Below are 17,993 nucleotides of genomic sequence, written 5' to 3'. Positions count from 1 at the left end.
CGGGGTGGGGGTACGGGGGCACGCAAGACACAAAGGACTCGGGGAGTGGGTCGCACGCGGCTCCCCACGCAGGGCACGGGGGTCGCACCGCTCCTCGCGGGGGAAGGGGCAGGGGAGGGCGTCCTCGAAGGGGCCGGGGCCCGGGGACCGAGGGGAGGAGCGACGCACTGCCATGGGTGAGGTCTTCGCCGCACGGTACGAACTGGCCGATCCGATCGGCCGGGGAGGGGTCGGCGCGGTCTGGCGCGCCTGGGACCACCGCCGACGCCGCTACGTGGCCGCCAAGGTGCTCCAGCAGAGCGACGCGCACGCGCTGCTGCGCTTCGTGCGTGAGCAGGCCCTGCGGATCGACCATCCCCATGTGCTCGCGCCGGCCAGCTGGGCCGCCGACGACGACAAGGTCCTGTTCACGATGGACCTGGTGGCGGGTGGCTCGCTGGTCCACCTGGTCAACGACTACGGCCCGCTGCCCCCCGTGTTCGTGTGCACGCTGCTCGACCAGCTGCTCGCCGGGCTCACGGCCGTCCACGCCGAGGGCGTCGTGCACCGCGACATCAAGCCGGCCAACATCCTGCTGGAGGCCACCGGCACGAGCAGGCCGCGCCTGCGGCTCTCCGACTTCGGCATCGCGATGCGGCTGGGCGAGCCCCGTCTGACGGACACCAACCTCGTGGTGGGGACGCCCGGTTACCTCGCCCCCGAGCAGATGCTCGGCGCGGATCCCGACTTCCCCGCCGACCTGTTCGCCGTCGGCCTGGTGGCGCTGTATCTGCTGGAGGGCGCCAAGCCCGACGCCAAGGCGCTCGTCCAGTACTTCGCGGAACACGGGACGCCGAGCGCACCCAAGACCGTTCCCGAGCCGCTCTGGCAGGTCGTGGCCACCCTGCTGCAACCGGATCCGCAGGCACGTTTCCGCTCGGCCACGGGGGCGCGCAAGGCGCTCGCCGCCGCCGTCGAGCTGCTGCCCGAGCCGGGCCCGGACGACGAGTTGATCGAGATCTTCGATCAACTGGGGCCTCTTCCACCGGGGTTCGGCCCCGACGGCCCCTCGGCGTCCGCACGGGGCACCGCTTCCGTGACCGCCCGTACCGGACCCGCGGCCCCCGGCAGCGCCGGTACGGCCCCTGCGGACGCCGGATCTCTGCCCTCGCGGCCGGGAACGACCGCCCCCGAGTCGGCCCCCGGGGGCAGGGGCAGGGGCGGCAGCGAGGACGGCACGGGGTCCGGCTCGGCGTGGCCCGGCACCGACTCGGCGCCGATCGACCCGCGGCGGGCGACGCACCCCTCGATGTCGGACACCGGCAGCTTCCACCTGCCGCCGCCGCAGCCGACGCGCACCTCCTCCCCCACGCCGACGCCGACGCCGACGCCGACGTCCACGCCCACGCGGCCCCCGGCTTCCGGACCGCCCGCCTACGCGCCGCCGCCCGTGCCCCCGCAGGCCCCGGCTCCGCCGCTTCAGGCGCCGCCCGGCGCCGCCGGGCCCTCCTACGCGCCGCAGCCGACGTTCGCACCGTCCTCCCGCGACGGACGCCACCCGGACTCCTCCACCGCCTCCTACACCGCGCAGGTCTCATCGGTGCCCTCGACGTCACCGGCGCCGTCGATCCCGTCGGCCCCGTCGGTCCCCCAGCGGGGCGGACGTCGACGGGCGCATCGAGCCGTGCGCCGGGGGCGTCCCGGCCCGCCGGTCCGGGTCGCGGTGCCGATGCTGCTGCTCGCGCTGGCCTGTTACGCCGTGGGGTTCTGGGCGTTGACGCGCATCTGAGCCGCGGCCCTGCGCCGGGCGGTCAGCGTCCAGACGCCGAGCACCGCCAGCAGCACGCTTCCGGCGCCGATGCCGCCCACGGCGACGGCCTTCATGGCGGGGTCGCCCTTCGGGGCGCCACCGTCTTCCGACGCGTCGGCCCTCGTCACGCCGGACGCCGCCGGGAGTTCGGGATCGCGGGCCCCCACGTCGAAGAAGCCACGCGGCGCCGATCGTCCCGCGTAGCCCGGGGCGGCCTGCGCGCTCCCGTCGACCCGCACGCGCAGCGTCAGCCCGTAGGGGCCCGCCCCGAAACGCTCGCCCACCTGGGCGGCGAGGTGCACGACCAGGTAGTAGGAGCCGGCGAACCGCAGGGCCTTCGTCGCGCTCGCGGACGCGTACCGGTTGACGTACCGGACCGGCGGCACGGGCGCGAGCGCCGCCGACTTCTGGCGGCCGCCGTAGCCGAAGTCCACGTCCTTGACCTCGGCTCGCACGGGGTTGTAGAGCGTCATGTCCAGGGCGTCGACCACGTACCCGGAGTTCCGGTCCGCGCTGCCGAGGTCGACGGAGGCGGACACCTGGCGGCCCCAGTCGACGGGGACCTTGTAGAAGAGGGTCTGCCCGGGAACGATCTCGTCGCGCCAGACGCCCTGTTCGACGGCGGCCGCCCGGGCGAAGCCCGCCCCGCCCCGGACGGTCACGGGTGCGCCGGTGGGGGGCGTGGGGGTGGCGGAGTCCCACGCCCTGGGCACGTTCGTGGCGGCCGTCCTCGCGAGGGCCGGCTCGGAGACGGGCGCGATCTCCAGCTCCCACGGCTCCTGCGCCGCGCGGACACCGGCGCCGTCGCCCGCGCCGGGCCCGCCGCTCGGCCCGGCGTCCGCACCGGTTCCGCCGCTCGCCCCGGCTCGCGTCCGGGTGCGTTCGACGATGACGTAGTACGTCCCCGCCTTCTGGCACGCCCCTCTGCCCGGCTGAAGCTCGCGCGCGCCCCACGCCGTGATCGGCTGCGGACTCCTGGACGCTCCGACGACCGCCGAGTCACGGGAGCACGGGGTGCTGTCGGCGTCCTGCACGGAGACGCTGATCCCGTCGCCGGCGGCGAGCTCCGATCCCGCGCGCGGGACGGCCGTCACACCGACGTAGACGTTCGCGACGTCGTCGAGTTCGAGCCGGAAGTAGGCCTTCGCGACCGCTCCCCCCGCCCGCCCCTGCTGCTCCTGCTCTTGTCCCTGTCCCCGGCTCTCGTCGGGGCTCTCGCTCTCGTTCCCGGCCGCGGAGGGGAGCGCGAGGGAGCTGCGGTAGGTCGCGCCGGGTGTCAGCGCCGCGGCCCCGGTGGTGCCGGTGGCCGCCTGCACGGCGCGGACGTCGTCGGAGAAGGCGTACGCCGGGACGTCGGGCGCGGCCAGGGCGTCCGGCGCGGGCAGCGCCGCCGCCGACGCGCACAGCAGCGCGCCCACGGCCGTGAACCGTACGACGGCCCGCCGTCCGGCGAGCCCCCGCCGCTCGCCCCGTCGCCCCGTACGCCGGCCCATCGACCCCGCCCCCTCGCCTTCCACCGAACGTGGGCCATCCTGCCCCGCCCGCACCCACGGCACCCGCGCATCGCGCACGAGCGTCCGAAAAGCCCGCTTCTAACTCCGCTCGGGGCCTCGTGCAACACAAGACCCCGACCGCTACGGCGGCCGGGGTCTGCTCAGTCTTCGGTATCGGTGCTCAAGAACCCGTGGGCACGGAGTCGGTCGCCTCCGTCCACAGGTCCTGCTCGGCGCGATCCGCCTGGATCTGGCGGTACACGAGGAGCCCGCCGATAGCGGCCAGTGCGACCAGGAGAAGCTTCTTCACCGCGCGACCTCGTCTTTCCTTGACGTTGGGGACCTCTGGCGCCCGACTATACACACCGGCCGATACCGATCGGTGACCTGCGTCCCGCCCCCAACTCCCGCCTTCGGCAGCGCATTAGGAGCGCAGGACGCCGCTCCGATCGGAGGGTGATCACACCTCCACAGAGGGTGATTTTCGCCCGACATCGCTACTTACTCGCCCCTTCCTCCGCTTTTGCCGCCCTTTGCCGCCATCCGAGTGGTGTTCATCGGAACAACGCCACGCCGCGAGCGTCGGTCCACCACTTCGCGGCGTCCATACACATCATGAGGAAAGTACGCAAATCGCCCAACCCGAAAGTGAGGGGCCATGACCGAGAACCGGGTCATGAAGCTGTGGACCGCCATCGTCACCGCCGTCCTGGCGCTGTGCACGTCGCTCGGACTCATCACGACGACCGCCGCGGCGGCGCCGGCGCAGACCGAGCCGGTGCGGGCGGGTGAGAGCGCGACGACCGCGCACACGCCGGAACTGACGGCGGCGGTGTCACCCAGGCCCTGGTCCCAGGCCCGCTCGCTTCCCCCCACGATGAAGCAGCGCATCCGCGCCGAGGCACACGGCAAGTCCCCCAGCTGCCGCCACCGCGGCCTGCCCGACTCGGAGCAGGCGGAGCAGGGCGCGTCCTCCTGCGAGCCGGCCGAGCCGGCCGACGCGGCCGAACCGGCCGTCCTCCTCCAGCGCTGAGCCGCTGTCGCCCTCTCGACCCGAACCAGACGTAACGGCGAACTTGCGTACAGCCCGCACGGACAGGCCCGGCAGCTCCCCAGGAGCCCCCGGGCCTTCGCCATGTCCGCACCCCGTGCCGGGCCGGACATCACCCGGCGGACCGGCCAGGACTCCCCCTCGGTCGCGCCCACCCCCACCCGGCTCTCCCTCGGTCGCGCCCACCGCGGTCCGGCAGGAGTGCGGCCGACCCCCCGCCGTCCGGACAGGGGACGACCTTCTCGCAAGGGGCGACGACCGGACCGGGGAACAGCCCGGGCCCCGCTCCCCCTCTACCCCCGGCTCACCGACGGCGGCCGTGAACGCCGAAGACCCCCGACCATGAAGGGTCGGGGGTCTTCGTGCTGGTGGGGCTAACAGGATTTGAACCTGTGGCCTCATCCTTATCAGGGATGCGCTCTAACCAACTGAGCTATAGCCCCGCCGCGCTGTGCGGTGTGTGTCCCGCGCGCTGACTCCTGAAGATTAGCGCACGACCTGGGCAGTCCCAAAATCGATAGTCGCGGGGCACTCCGCGGGGCCTCGCGGCCCTCGTGGCGGTCGGGTCACTCGTCCTCGGCCAGCGTCAGTTCGACGCCGCCGACGAAGCCCGCGGAGAGGTTGTAGATGAACGCGCCGAGGGTCGCCAGCGCCGTCGCGAGGACGACGTCGATGACCGCGATGATCGCCGTGAACATCAGCACGTGGGGGAGGGAGAGGAACGACTGGAGGTCGAAGCCGTTCGACTCGTTGGAGCCCGTCGCCTCCGAGATCGTGCCGCCGACCGTCGAGAAGACGCCCATCGCGTCCATAACCATCCACAGCACGGCGGCCGCCACGATCGTGCAGATGCCGAGGGCGATGGAGAGCAGGAAGCTGACCTTCATCACCGACCACGGGTCGGCCTTCGCCACGCGCAGCCGCGCCTTGCGCACACGGGGCGCCGTGCGGGCGCCGGTGCGCGGTCGCCGTACCGCTCCCGTCGACGCCGGGGCCGCCTGGGGCGGGTAGGCCTGCGGCGGGTGGTAGGGCCCGGCGGGCTGCTGCGGCTGCCGCTCACCGGGGAGCGGCGAGGCGTCGGGCTTCTTGGCCTGCGGGCCTCGGGTGTCCGTCACGGTTCCCCCCTGGGATCCCTTCGAGCCTTGCGTGTCGGTCGAGGGCGAGGGGGAGGAGGGCGGGTCGGCCACGGGCGCCTTGATGGCCTTCAGCTGGGTCGTGTGGGTGTCCGCCGCACGGCCCTCGGCGCTCCCCGCGCCCCGCGCGTCGGTCGTACGCGCGTCCCCCTCGGGCGCGGCGGAGCCACGGCCGCCGCCGTTCTTGTCCGTACCGGCAGACGTACCGGCGCCCGTGGCTCCGCTCACGATGACTCACTCCTCGTGCTACTCGGCCGAGGGCGCCTCACCCTCGTCCGTGCCGGCGGTCGTGGCGCCGTCGGCGGTCTCGTCGACGGCGATGTCGCCGTCGACCTCCTCCGCCTCGCGCCCCGCCTCGGCGTTACGTGCGATGCCGACGACGGCATCGCGCTTGCCCAGGTTGATCAGTTGGACGCCCATGGTGTCACGGCCCGTCTCCCTGATCTCGTTGACTCGCGTACGAATCACACCGCCGCCCAGCGTGATGGCGAGGATTTCGTCGGTCTCCTCGACCACCAGCGCGCCTACGAGGGAGCCACGGTCCTCGACGATCTTGGCGGCCTTGATGCCGAGGCCGCCGCGACCCTGGACGCGGTACTCGTCGACGGCGGTCCGCTTGGCGTACCCGCCGTCTGTGGCAGTGAACACGAACGTACCGGGTCGAACAACATTCATCGAGAGCAGCTGGTCTCCCTCGCGGAAGCTCATGCCCTTGACACCCGAGGTCGCGCGGCCCATGGGCCGCAGACTTTCGTCCGTGGCGGTGAACCTGATCGACTGTGCCTTCTTGCTGATCAGAAGCAGATCGTCGTCCGCCGAGACGAGTTCGGCTCCGATCAGTTCGTCGTCGGAACCGTCCTCCGTCTCACGGAGGTTGATCGCGATGACACCACCGGAACGCGGCGAATCGTAATCCTTCAGAGGCGTCTTCTTGACCAGTCCGCCCTTGGTGGCCAGCACCAGGTAGGGCGCCACCTCGTAGGTGCGGATCGCGAGGATCTCGGCGATCGCCTCGTCCGGCTGGAAGGCCAGCAGGTTGGCGACGTGCTGGCCGCGCGCGTCCCGACCGGCGTCGGGCAGCTCGTAGGCCTTGGCCCGGTAGACACGGCCCTTGTTGGTGAAGAACAGCAGCCAGTGGTGCGTGGTGGAGACGAAGAAGTGGTCGACGATGTCGTCTTCCTTCAGCTTCGCGCCGCGCACGCCCTTGCCGCCGCGCTTCTGGGCGCGGTAGTCGTCCGTCTTGGTGCGCTTGACGTAGCCCCCGCGCGTGACGGTGACGACGATGTCCTCCTCGGCGATGAGGTCCTCGATGGACATGTCGCCGTCGTAGGGCACCAGCATCGTCTTGCGGTCGTCGCCGTACTTCTCGACGATCGCGGCCAGCTCGGCGCTCACGATCCCGCGCTGCCGCACCGGGGACGCGAGGATCGCGTTGTACTCGGTGATCTTCGCCTGGAGTTCGTCGTGCTCCTGGATGATCTTCTGGCGCTCCAGGGCGGCCAGTCGGCGCAGCTGCATCTCGAGGATGGCGTTGGCCTGGATCTCGTCGATCTCCAGGAGCTCCATCAGGCCCGTGCGCGCGATGTCGACGGTGTCGCTGCGCCGGATCAGCGCGATGACCTCGTCGATGGCGTCCAGGGCCTTGAGCAGGCCGCGCAGGATGTGCGCCCGCTCCTCGGCCTTGCGCAGCCGGAAGCGCGTACGGCGGACGATGACCTCGATCTGGTGCGTCACCCAGTGGCGGATGAACGCGTCCAGGGAGAGCGTGCGCGGAACGCCGTCGACGAGCGCCAGCATGTTCGCGCCGAAGTTCGTCTGCAGGTCCGTGTGCTTGTACAGGTTGTTCAGGACGACCTTGGCGACCGCGTCCCGCTTGAGGACGATGACCAGACGCTGGCCCGTGCGCGACGACGTCTCGTCGCGGACGTCCGCGATGCCGCCGATCTTGCCGTCCTTCACCAGGTCGGCGATCTTCTGCGCGAGGTTGTCCGGGTTGACCTGGTAAGGCAGCTCGGTGACCACCAGGCACTGGCGGTTCTGGATCTCCTCGACCTCGACCACCGCCCGCATGGTGATCGAGCCGCGGCCGGTGCGGTACGCCTCCTCGATGCCCTTGCGGCCCACGACGAGCGCGCCGGTCGGGAAGTCGGGGCCCTTGATGCGCTCCATCAGCGCGTCCAGGAGCTCCTCGTGCGAGGCCTCCGGGTTCTCCAGGTACCACTGGGCGCCGGAGGCGACCTCGCGCAGGTTGTGCGAGGGGATGTTGGTCGCCATGCCGACCGCGATGCCGGCCGAGCCGTTGATCAGCAGGTTCGGGAAACGGGCCGGCAGGACGGTCGGCTCCTGGGAGCGGCCGTCGTAGTTGTCCGTGAAGTCGACTGTCTCCTCGTCGATGTCACGGACCATCTCCATCGACAGCGGCGCCATCTTGCACTCGGTGTAGCGCATGGCCGCCGCCGGGTCGTTGCCCGGCGAGCCGAAGTTGCCGTTGGAGTCCACGAGCGGCATGCGCATCGACCACGGCTGGGCGAGCCGCACCAGGGCGTCGTAGATCGAACTGTCGCCGTGCGGGTGGTAGTTGCCCATGACGTCGCCGACGACGCGGGCGCACTTGTAGAAGCCGCGCTCGGGCCGGTAGCCGCCGTCGTACATCGCGTACAGCACACGACGGTGCACGGGCTTGAGGCCGTCGCGGACGTCCGGCAGGGCGCGCGAGACGATGACGGACATCGCGTAGTCGAGATACGAGCGCTGCATCTCCGTCTCGAGCCCGACGGGCTCGATGCGCATGGCGATGTCGCCGCCCTCTTCAGGGGTGACGGGAGTGTTCTCGTCGGTCATTGCTGGTGGGGATCCTTCCTGGTGCGGTCAGCTGAGACCGACTCAGATGTCGAGGAAACGGACGTCCTTGGCGTTGCGCTGGATGAAGGCGCGGCGCGCCTCGACGTCCTCGCCCATGAGCACCGAGAACAGGTCGTCGGCCTGGGCCGCGTCGTCGAGGGTGACCTGGCCGAGGACGCGGTGCTCCTGGTCCATCGTCGTCACGCGCAGCTCCTCGGCGTTCATCTCGCCGAGGCCCTTGAAGCGCTGGATCGAGTCCTCGCGCACCCGCTTGCCGCGCTGGCGGCCCATCTCGATCAGCGCGTCGCGCTCGCGGTCGGAGTACGCGTACTCGATGTCGTCCCGGCCCCACTTGATCTTGTAGAGGGGCGGACGGGACAGGTACACGTGCCCGGCCTCGACCAGCGGCCGCATGAAGCGGAACAGGAAGGTCAGCAGCAGGGTGGAGATGTGCTGACCGTCGACGTCGGCGTCCGCCATCAGGATGATCTTGTGATAGCGCAGCTTCTCGATGTCGAAGTCCTCGTGCACGCCCGTGCCGAAGGCGGAGATCAGCGCCTGGATCTCCTGGTTCTGGAGGATCTTGTCGATCCGCGCCTTCTCGACGTTGAGGATCTTGCCGCGGATCGGGAGGATCGCCTGGTACTGCGGGTTGCGGCCGGACTTGGCCGAACCGCCGGCGGAGTCTCCCTCGACGATGAAGATCTCGCACTTGGTGGGGTCGTTCGACTGGCAGTCGGACAGCTTGCCCGGCAGCGACGCCGACTCCAGCAGCCCCTTGCGGCGCGTCAGGTCGCGGGCCTTGCGGGCCGCCACGCGCGCGGTGGCCGCCTGGATGCCCTTGCGGACGATGTCCGCCGCCTCGACCGGGTTGCGGTCCAGCCAGTCGTTGAGGTGCTCGTAGACCGCCTTCTGGACGAAGGTCTTGGCCTCCGTGTTGCCCAGCTTGGTCTTGGTCTGGCCCTCGAACTGCGGCTCGCTCAGCTTGACCGAGATGATCGCCGTCAGACCCTCGCGGATGTCGTCGCCCGTGAGGTTGTCGTCCTTCTCGCGCAGCAGCTTCTTGTCGCGCGCGTACTTGTTGACCAGATTGGTCAGCGCCGCACGGAAGCCCTCCTCGTGCGTGCCGCCCTCATGCGTGTGGATGATGTTCGCGAAGGAGTACACGCCCTCGCTGTAACCGCTGTTCCACTGCATGGCGACCTCGAGGGACAGGCTCTTGTCCTTGTCCTCCGCCTCCAGGTCGATGACCGTCGGGTGCACCGCTTCGCCCTTGCGGGAGTTGAGGTACTTCACGAAGTCGACGATGCCGCCCTCGTAGTGGTACGTGACGGTCTTGACCTCGTCCTTCTCGTCCGCACCCGCCTCGTCCGCCCCGGCGGTGGCCTTCGCCGACTCGCGCTCGTCGGTGAGCTTGATCGTCAGGCCCTTGTTGAGGAACGCCATCTCCTGGAAGCGCCGCGACAGCGTCTCGAAGGAGTACTCGGTCGTCTCGAAGATGTCGGCGTCGGCCCAGAAGGTGACCGACGTGCCGGTCTCGTCCGTGGCCTCGTGCTTGACCAGCGGGGCCGTCGGCACGCCCATCTTGTAGTCCTGCGTGTGACGGTGGCCGTCGGTCTTCACCTCGACCGCGACCTTGCTCGACAGGGCGTTCACCACCGAGACGCCCACGCCGTGCAGACCGCCGGAGACCGCGTAGCCGCCGCCGCCGAACTTGCCGCCCGCGTGCAGCACGGTCAGCACGACCTCGAGGGCCGGCTTGCCCTCGGAGGCGACGATGCCCACCGGGATGCCGCGGCCGTTGTCGGTGACCCGGACTCCGCCGTCGGCCAGGATCGTCACGTCGATGGTGTCCGCGTGCCCGGCCAGCGCCTCGTCGACCGAGTTGTCGACGACCTCGTACACGAGGTGGTGCAGACCGCGCTCACCGGTCGAACCGATGTACATACCGGGTCGCTTGCGGACGGCGTCCAGGCCCTCGAGGACGGTAATGGCGCTGGCGTCGTACGAGGCGGTGACCTCGTGGCCAGACGAGGCGGGTGCCTCGCTGTTCGCGCCGGCGTCGGTGGACGGGATGTTCTCGTTGGGGTTGCCGGAATCGGCCACGAAGCGCCCTTTCTGGCACAGCACCAGCCAGGCTCGTCGGCGGGTTGCCGGAGCGGCTGCGGCATGTTGCGTTGGTAAGCCTTGATCAGCGTTGCTCAGCTTTTCCCGGGCGGTCCCCACGTTCGGGGCGGGATTGGCTTCCAGTCTACCGGTAGCACTGACACTGATGGGGGTTTGCCGGTACCTGAGTCCGCATGTGCCGCCCTCAACCGGTCTCTTCCGGGTCCCGATATGCGGAAGGGGGCTCCAAGAGGCTCACGGAGGCACTCAGCGCTTCCAGGTGTCAACCCTTGGCTACTTGGGAGTCAGGTCCCGATTCGCACTCGCACGCGGGCACGCGAAAAGAAGGCCGGGCGGTCCCGACAGGACCGCCCGGCCACCCCAGGACGTGATGCACGTCACCCGTAGGTATCACCGGGTCCGGTGCTCCCGGGGGCCCTCAGGGGGCCGTAGCGACGCGGGGGACCACCGGGCCCCAGGACCTTGATCAACCGGACGGTGCCCTGGCCCAGATCCTCGTTCAGGCGCGCCACGAGCGTCGGGGCGAGCAGCCGCAGGTTCGTCGCCCACGCCGTCGAGTCGCAGCGCACGATCAGCGCCCGCTCCTCCTCGTCGTACCGCTCCGGCACACAGTGCTTGGCCACGTCCTCGCCGACGATCTGCGGCCACCGGCCCATGACCCCGCCCACCGCGGCCGGCGCCTCCCAGCCCCGCTCCGTGAGCAGCCGGTTGATCGCGGCCCCCAGCGCCAGGGGATCGCGGCCGTCCGCGCCCGCGCCGGAGCGCAGCCCTCCCCCGCGCCGGGCCTGCTTCCTCTGCTGCGCCGCGTCGCCCCGCGCGCGTGCCTGCTCCCGCGCCGCTCTCAGCGCCACGCGCGCGAGATCGACGTCGGACGGCTCCGGGCCCCGCTTCGGGGCGCTCTCGTCGCCGCTCACACCCGCTCCACCGACCCCTCGGCCACGGCGTACCGCGCCCCCGCCAGCACACCCGGCACGTCGTCGTCGACCGCGGCCGTCACCAGCACCTGCTCGCCCGGCGCCACCAGCTCCGCCAGCCGCTCCCGCCGACGGGCGTCCAGCTCGGCGAAGACGTCGTCCAGCACCAGCACCGGCTCGTTGCCCTCCGCCCGCAGCAGGTCGTAGGAGGCCAGCCGCAGCGCCAGCGCGTACGACCAGGACTCCCCGTGCGAGGCGTACCCCTTGGCGGGCAACTGGCCCAGCTTCAGCGTCAGATCGTCCCGGTGCGGCCCCACCAGCGTGACGCCCCGCTCGATCTCCTGCTTGCGCGCCTCCGCGAGCGCCGCCGTCAGCTGCGCGTAGAGGTCCTCCCGCGTGTGCGCCTCGCCCGGCGCGGACGGCTTGTACTCCAGGCCCACCGGACCGCCGCCGGGCGCGAGCTGCTCGTACGCCTTGTCGGCGAGCGGCTGGACCGCCGCCACCAGATCGAGCCGCTGCGCCAGCAACTCCGCGCCCACGCGCGCGAGATGCTGGTCCCACACGTCCAGCGTGGACAGGTCCATGGAACGGCCGCCGTGCCGGCGGGCCAGCGCCGCGGACTTCAGCAGCGTGTTGCGCTGCTTGAGCACCCGTTCGTAGTCCGAGCGCACCCCCGCCATCCGCGGCGAGCGGGCGGTGATCAGCTCGTCGAGGAAGCGGCGCCGCTCCCCGGGATCGCCCTTGACCAGCGCGAGGTCCTCGGGCGCGAACAGCACCGTCCGTACGATGCCCAGCACGTCACGCGGCTTGACCTGCGAGGACCGGTTGATGCGGGCGCGGTTGGCCCGGCCCGGGTTCAGCTCCAGCTCCACCAGCTGCTGCCGCTCGCCCTGTCTGACCTGCGCCCGCACGATCGCGCGGTCGGCGCCCATCCGCACCAGGGGCGCGTCCGAGGCGACCCGGTGACTGCCCAGGGTGGCGAGGTAGCCCACGGCCTCGACGAGATTGGTCTTGCCCTGCCCGTTGGGGCCCACGAAAGCGGTGACGCCCGGGTCGAGCGGGACCTCGACCCGGGCGTACGAGCGGAAGTCGGCCAGCGACAGATGCGTGACGTGCATGGTCGTGTCCCGACCTCCCCCGGGGTTGTGGATCGCGGGGCGACCCTGTGGACTACTTCTTCTCGACCGCGTGGCCGCCGAACTGGTTGCGCAGCGCCGCGATCATCTTCATCTGCGGCGAGTCGTCCTGCCGGGAGGCGAACCGCGCGAACAGCGAGGCCGTGATCGCGGGCAGCGGCACGGCGTTGTCGATGGCGGCCTCGACCGTCCAGCGGCCCTCGCCGGAGTCCTGGGCGAAGCCGCGCAGCCTGTCCAGGTGCTCGTCCTCGTCGAGGGCGTTGACGGCCAGGTCCAGCAGCCAGGAACGGATGACCGTGCCCTCCTGCCAGGAGCGGAAGACCTCGCGCACGTCCGTGACCGAGTCGACCTTCTCCAGCAGCTCCCAGCCCTCGGCGTAGGCCTGCATCATGGCGTACTCGATGCCGTTGTGGACCATCTTGGCGAAGTGGCCGGCGCCGACCCTGCCGGCGTGCACCGCGCCGAAGTCGCCCTCGGGCTTGAGCGCGTCGAAGACCGGCTGCACCTTGGCGACGTTCTCCGCATCGCCGCCGTACATCAGCGCGTAGCCGTTCTCCAGGCCCCAGACGCCTCCCGAGACGCCGCAGTCGACGAAGCCGATGCCCTTGGCGGCGAGCTCCTCGGCGTGCTTCTCGTCGTCCGTCCAGCGGGAGTTGCCGCCGTCGACGACCACGTCGCCCGGCTCCAGCAGCTCGCCGAGCTCGTCGACGGTCGACTGGGTGGCGGCGCCGGCCGGAACCATCACCCAGACCACCCGCGGGCCCTTGAGCTTGCCCACAAGCTCTTCCAGGCTGTGGACGTCGGCGAGGTCCGGGTTGCGGTCGTATCCGACGACGGTGTGGCCGGCGCGGCGGATCCGCTCGCGCATGTTGCCGCCCATCTTGCCGAGGCCGACGAGACCGAGCTCCATCAGTTGTTCCTTAGGTCGCTGTGTGGCGTGTGAGGGCACCTCGTGCCCCCTCCGAGCCTAAACCCGGACCGTCACGCACACCTGTGGGCATACGCGCTCATACGTACCGCCCCGCGCGCCGCTCACCTGCGGCTTCGTCCACAGACCGGGGACCGTTGGCCACAACCTGTGGACGACCTCCGGTACCGACGCCGGTACCGCTCAGCCGCTCAGCCGCACCGGCATGATCAGGTACTTGTAGGCGTCGTCCGCCTCCGCGTCCAGGGCCGGCTTGCCGCTGAGCAGCGCGGGCTTGGTGGACGTCGTGAAGGACAGCTGGGCCACGGGGGAGTCGATGGCGCTCAGGCCGTCCAGCAGGAAGGTCGGGTTGAAGGCGATCGAGATGTCGTCGCCCTCCAGCTGCGCGTCGACCCTCTCCACAGCCTGTGCGTCGTCGCTGGAGCCGGCCTCCAGGATGAGCACGCCCTGCTCGAAGCTGAGCCGCACCGGGGTGTTGCGCTCGGCGACCAGGGCCACGCGCTTGACGGCCTCCACGAAGGGGGCGGTCTCGATCACCGCGACGGAGTTGAACTCGGTCGGGAACAGGGTGCGGTACTTCGGGAGGTCGCCCTCCAGCAGCCGGGTCGTCGTCCGCCGGCCCGCGCCCTCGAAGCCGATCAGGCCCTCGCCCGAGCCGCCGCCGGACAGCGCCAGGGTCACGCTGTCGCCGCTCGTGAGCGCCTTGGCGGTGTCCAGGAGCGTCTTGGCGGGCACCAGGGCGACCGCGGAGGCGTCCGGGTTCTCCGGCTTCCACAGGAACTCGCGGACCGCGAAGCGGTAGCGGTCGGTGGAGGCCAGCGTGACGGTGTCGCCCTCGATCTCGATGCGCACACCGGTGAGCACGGGCAGCGTGTCGTCGCGGCCGGCGGCGATGGCGACCTGGGCGGCCGCGGAGGCGAAGACGTCACCCGGGACGGTGCCCGTCGCGTTGGGCATCTGCGGCAGCGACGGGTACTCCTCCACAGGCAGGGTGTGCAGGGTGAAGCGCGAGGAGCCGCAGACCACCGTGGCCCGCACACCGTCCGTGGAGATCTCCACCGGGCGGTTGGGCAGGGCACGGCAGATGTCCGCGAGCAGGCGGCCCGAGACCAGGACGGTGCCCTCCTCCTCGACCTCGGTCTCGACGGAGACCCGCGCGGAGACCTCGTAGTCGAAGCTCGACAGGCTCAGCTGGCCGTCCTCGGCCTTCAGCAGCAGGCCGGCGAGGACCGGCGCCGGCGGACGGGCCGGGAGGCTGCGTGCCGCCCAGGCCACGGCCTCCGCGAGTACGTCGCGTTCCACCCGGATCTTCACTCTTGCCGCCTCCTGCTGTTGCCGGCGCTTCTCGCCCTGCCTGGCCTTCGTCGTCTGTCTCGGTGTGGTCGGCCCCGGTGAGGGGAAGGACCATCGGGGACCAGTCTGACGCACCGCACTGACAGTCGGTGCCCCTCGGGGTCAAGTCGTGACGAGGGGCAGCCGGACGCCGAACAGCGAGTTGTGCACAGGTCCCACTTCGAAACGGATTCCTCGCTCTCTCTAGTTGTCAGTAGTAGTAGGGCCTGTGGATACCGTGGATAACCCCGTTTTCGCAGCTCAGAGCCGATATTTTATCCACCGACCCTGTGGGCGGAGCCGGTGGATAACCGGGGCCTTCTGTGGAGAACAGGAAGTTCTGCACACTCCGTGCACAGGGAGGGCCGACTTGTCCCCAGCGCCGTCCCCAGGTTTCGTCGTCTTTCCCACAGGCACCCTCGGCAACTTCGTGTGACGCCTTTCACTCGACGCGGTGAGGAGGCGCGTCACGTTGCCGAACAGTGGACAGACATGTGGAGAAGCCGGGGATCGCTGGGGACAACCGGCTCCAGCCTGTGGGTTGCCGGTGGACAACTTCGTGCACAGCCTGTGGATCATTTCTTCGTCCACAGGCTGTGGAGAACCTTTGTCCACGAATCCACAGCCAGGTGACCTGGCTAGATCGTCCCGCACCGGCGACGCCTGTGGACACAGTCTGGACAACTTCGCAGTCCCCAGGGTGTGGACGGGAGAAAGTCACCGAATCTGTGGAGGGAGGCCGTAACCCCGGCTGTTAATCGAACACCGGGTGAGCGGTGAGCGACCGCTGTACGACCGCTACACGGCCTCCGGGCGGGCCCGAAACGGGCCGGGACGGGCCTCGGACGGGCCGGCAGGGGCGTGGAGGGGCCCAGGGCGGGACCGGAGCCAGGTCCTCACGGCGTCGGAGGTTCTCGGTCCGAGGGCGCTCAGGCCCTTGGCAGGCTCCTCACCACGGCATGCCGGGGCGGCGCGCGGGCGACTTCGGGCCGGCTTCGGGACGGCTCCCGCACCATCGCGGTGCGGGAGACGGCGAAGGGCGTCCCCGGGGAGTTCCGGGGACGCCCTTCGCCGACGTCCGGGATGCGCCGTGCCGACCTGAAGACCGCGGTGCTGCGGTGTTTCAGCGGCGGGCGGTCAGCCGTTCTTGATGCGGTTGGTCAGCTCGGTGACCTGGTTGTAGATGGAGCGCCGCTCGGCCATCAGATTGCGGATCTTGCGGTCCGCGTGCATGACCGTCGTGTGGTCGCGGCCGCCGAACAGCGCGCCGATCTTCGGCAGCGACAGGTCCGTCAGCTCGCGGCACAGGTACATGGCGATCTGCCGGGCCGTGACGAGCTGGCGGCCTCGGGAGCTGCCGCACAGGTCCTCGATCGTGAGGCCGAAGTAGTCGGCGGTCGCGCTCATGATGGCCGTCGAGGTGATCTCCGGGGTGGAGTCGTCACCGCCGGGGATCAGGTCCTTCAGGACGATCTCCGTCAGGCCGAGGTCGACGGGCTGCCGGTTGAGCGAGGCGAACGCCGTGACCCGGATCAGCGCGCCCTCCAGCTCACGGATGTTGCGCGAGATCCGCGAGGCGATGAACTCCAGCACCTCCGGCGGGGCGTTGAGCTGCTCCTGCACCGCCTTCTTGCGCAGGATCGCGATGCGGGTCTCCAGCTCCGGCGGCTGGACGTCGGTGGTCAGACCCCACTCGAAGCGGTTGCGCAGCCGGTCCTCGAGGGTGACCAGCTGCCGGGGCGGCCGGTCGCTGGAGAGCACGATCTGCTTGTTCGCGTTGTGGAGGGTGTTGAAGGTGTGGAAGAACTCCTCCTGCGTCGACTCCTTGTCCGCGAGGAACTGGATGTCGTCGACGAGCAGGATGTCCATCTCGCGGTACCGCTTGCGGAAGCTGTCGCCCTTGCCGTCCCGGATGGAGTTGATGAACTCGTTGGTGAACTCCTCCGAACTCACGTACCGCACGCGCGTGCCGGGGTAGAGGCTTCGCGCGTAGTGCCCGATGGCGTGCAGCAGGTGCGTCTTGCCGAGACCCGACTCCCCGTAGATGAAGAGGGGGTTGTAGGCCTTGGCGGGTGCCTCGGCGACGGCCACGGCGGCCGCGTGCGCGAAGCGGTTGGAGGCGCCGATGACGAACGTGTCGAACAGGTACTTCGGGTTCAGGCGCGCGGTCGGCTCGCCCGGACCGGGCGTCGGCGACGACGATCCGGCCGACGGTCCGGGCCCGCCCATGCCGCCCTGGCCCGGTCCGCCGGGACCGCCGCGGTGCTGGTGGCCGGGCCCGGGCTGCGACGCGTCGGGCAGCTCCCGGCGGCCGGTGTCGCGCTGGTCGTAGTCGGAGCGGGGCTTGTCGTACTCCGGGCGCTTCTGCTCGTAGGGCGACGGGTCGTACGGCGGCCGCTCCGCGGACTGCGGCCGGTAGTCCTGCGACGGCGAGGCGTACGGGTCCTGGGCGGCGGGCCCGCCGTAGGAGTCCTGCGACGACGGCGACGCGTAGGGGTCGCGTTCGGGGAAGCCGAGCCGCTGCTGCTGCCAGCTGTACTCGTCCTGTTGGGGCGGCCGCGGCCAGGCGCCGGGCCCCGGACGCTGGTACTCCGAGGGGTACGCGGGGCGCGCGGTGGGCAGTTGGTCCCCGCGCGTGCCGGGGAGCTGGTCGCCGGGCGTCGGAGGCAGCTGGTCGGCGCGGTGCCGGCCGTAGCCCTCGTACTGGCCCTCGTAGCGGCCGTCCTGTCCCTCGTAGGGGCCGGCGGGGAGCTCGGGCTCCTCGTAGCGCTGCTGCTGGTGGGAGGGGTTCGACGACGGCGGCGGCGGGCTCGCGGGGTCGCCGGCGGAGTCGTCGACGGTGATCGCGATGCGGATCGGACGACCGCACTCGCGGCTCAGCGTCTCGCTGACGACAGGGGCGAGGCGCCCTTCGAGGACGTTCTTCGCGAATTCGTTGGGGACGGCCAGCAGGGCCGTGTCGGCCACCAGCGCGAGCGGTTGGCAGCGCCGGATCCAGTGTTCGTCCTTCACCTCGACGCCCTGGCCACGGCCCTCACCGAGGAGCTGTTCCAGTACTCGTGGCCACACTGCGGCAAGATCGGCAGGCACGTCAGCCACAGGGCACGCTCTCTCGTGGGTCCCACGTTCGTGTGGTGGTGGGACGGTGGGGATTCATATCGGGCGGGGGCAGGGACAAAGGAACGAATCGGAGTCCGGCCACGGTAGTCAGGGCGGCGGGTACGGTTCAAGTTGTTGTCCCCAGCCTGT

The 17,993-nt window shown here is 70.8% G+C and carries 12 protein-coding genes and 1 tRNA gene; 2 read left to right on the top strand and 11 right to left on the bottom strand.

The window, feature by feature from the left end; translation table 11 throughout:
• The first annotated feature begins 172 nt into the window (after positions 1-172).
• On the top strand, positions 173-1,768 hold the full coding sequence (locus KMS84_RS10125; protein ID WP_256915769.1) for a serine/threonine-protein kinase: 1,596 nt from the start codon (positions 173-175) through the stop codon (positions 1,766-1,768).
• Here KMS84_RS10125 and KMS84_RS10120 read toward each other — a convergent pair.
• Both KMS84_RS10120 and KMS84_RS10115 read right to left on the bottom strand, forming a co-directional pair.
• Entirely contained in the window at positions 1,732-3,282 is a 1,551-nt protein-coding gene (locus tag KMS84_RS10120; protein ID WP_256915768.1) for a hypothetical protein, read from the bottom strand. The two genes, KMS84_RS10125 and KMS84_RS10120, sit on opposite strands and share 37 nt — an antisense overlap.
• Before the next feature lie 181 nt (positions 3,283-3,463).
• A complete protein-coding gene (locus KMS84_RS10115; RefSeq protein ID WP_003999697.1) occupies positions 3,464-3,592 on the bottom strand; it encodes a DLW-39 family protein in 129 nt (42 codons plus the stop codon).
• A 348-nt stretch (positions 3,593-3,940) separates the two neighbouring features.
• Here KMS84_RS10115 and KMS84_RS10110 point away from each other — a divergent pair, with 348 nt between their 5' ends.
• Positions 3,941-4,315: a DUF6344 domain-containing protein gene (locus KMS84_RS10110; RefSeq protein ID WP_256915767.1), complete on the top strand. Its 375-nt coding sequence runs from the start codon at positions 3,941-3,943 to the stop codon at positions 4,313-4,315.
• A gap of 384 nt (positions 4,316-4,699) precedes the next feature.
• On the opposite strand, the gene KMS84_RS10105 is transcribed toward KMS84_RS10110, so the two are convergent.
• From KMS84_RS10105 to dnaA, 9 genes are all read right to left on the bottom strand, one after another.
• Positions 4,700-4,776 (bottom strand) — tRNA-Ile (locus KMS84_RS10105).
• Between the two features lie 123 nt (positions 4,777-4,899).
• Positions 4,900-5,694 (bottom strand): DUF3566 domain-containing protein, encoded by a 795-nt coding sequence (locus KMS84_RS10100; RefSeq protein ID WP_256915766.1) that lies wholly within the window; start codon positions 5,692-5,694, stop codon positions 4,900-4,902.
• An 18-nt stretch (positions 5,695-5,712) separates the two neighbouring features.
• Positions 5,713-8,307, bottom strand: coding sequence for a DNA gyrase subunit A (gene gyrA / locus KMS84_RS10095; RefSeq protein ID WP_256915765.1), 2,595 nt, complete (start codon positions 8,305-8,307; stop codon positions 5,713-5,715).
• Between the two features lie 42 nt (positions 8,308-8,349).
• Positions 8,350-10,437: a DNA topoisomerase (ATP-hydrolyzing) subunit B gene (gene gyrB / locus KMS84_RS10090; protein ID WP_308287959.1), complete on the bottom strand. Its 2,088-nt coding sequence runs from the start codon at positions 10,435-10,437 to the stop codon at positions 8,350-8,352.
• 374 nt (positions 10,438-10,811) lie between these two features.
• Positions 10,812-11,348, bottom strand: coding sequence for a DciA family protein (locus KMS84_RS10085; RefSeq protein ID WP_256915764.1), 537 nt, complete (start codon positions 11,346-11,348; stop codon positions 10,812-10,814).
• Positions 11,345-12,466 (bottom strand): DNA replication/repair protein RecF, encoded by a 1,122-nt coding sequence (recF, locus tag KMS84_RS10080; RefSeq protein ID WP_256915763.1) that lies wholly within the window; start codon positions 12,464-12,466, stop codon positions 11,345-11,347. The genes KMS84_RS10085 and recF overlap by 4 nt, the downstream gene beginning before the upstream one ends.
• A gap of 52 nt (positions 12,467-12,518) precedes the next feature.
• Positions 12,519-13,394, bottom strand: coding sequence for a phosphogluconate dehydrogenase (NAD(+)-dependent, decarboxylating) (gnd, locus tag KMS84_RS10075; protein ID WP_256915762.1), 876 nt, complete (start codon positions 13,392-13,394; stop codon positions 12,519-12,521).
• A 201-nt stretch (positions 13,395-13,595) separates the two neighbouring features.
• Complete coding sequence (gene dnaN / locus KMS84_RS10070) at positions 13,596-14,726, bottom strand: DNA polymerase III subunit beta (RefSeq protein WP_256915761.1); 1,131 nt, start codon at positions 14,724-14,726, stop codon at positions 13,596-13,598.
• Positions 14,727-15,881: 1,155 nt separating this feature from the next.
• Positions 15,882-17,843, bottom strand: a complete 1,962-nt coding sequence (dnaA, locus tag KMS84_RS10065; RefSeq protein ID WP_308287958.1) for a chromosomal replication initiator protein DnaA — start codon at positions 17,841-17,843, stop codon at positions 15,882-15,884.
• Between the last annotated feature and the right edge of the window lie 150 nt (positions 17,844-17,993).

The organism is Streptomyces hilarionis, from assembly GCF_024539675.1.
Classification (GTDB): domain Bacteria; phylum Actinomycetota; class Actinomycetes; order Streptomycetales; family Streptomycetaceae; genus Streptomyces; species Streptomyces hilarionis.
The sequence above is the reverse complement of the archived record's forward strand: the minus strand, read 5'-3'. Positions and strand labels throughout refer to the sequence as shown.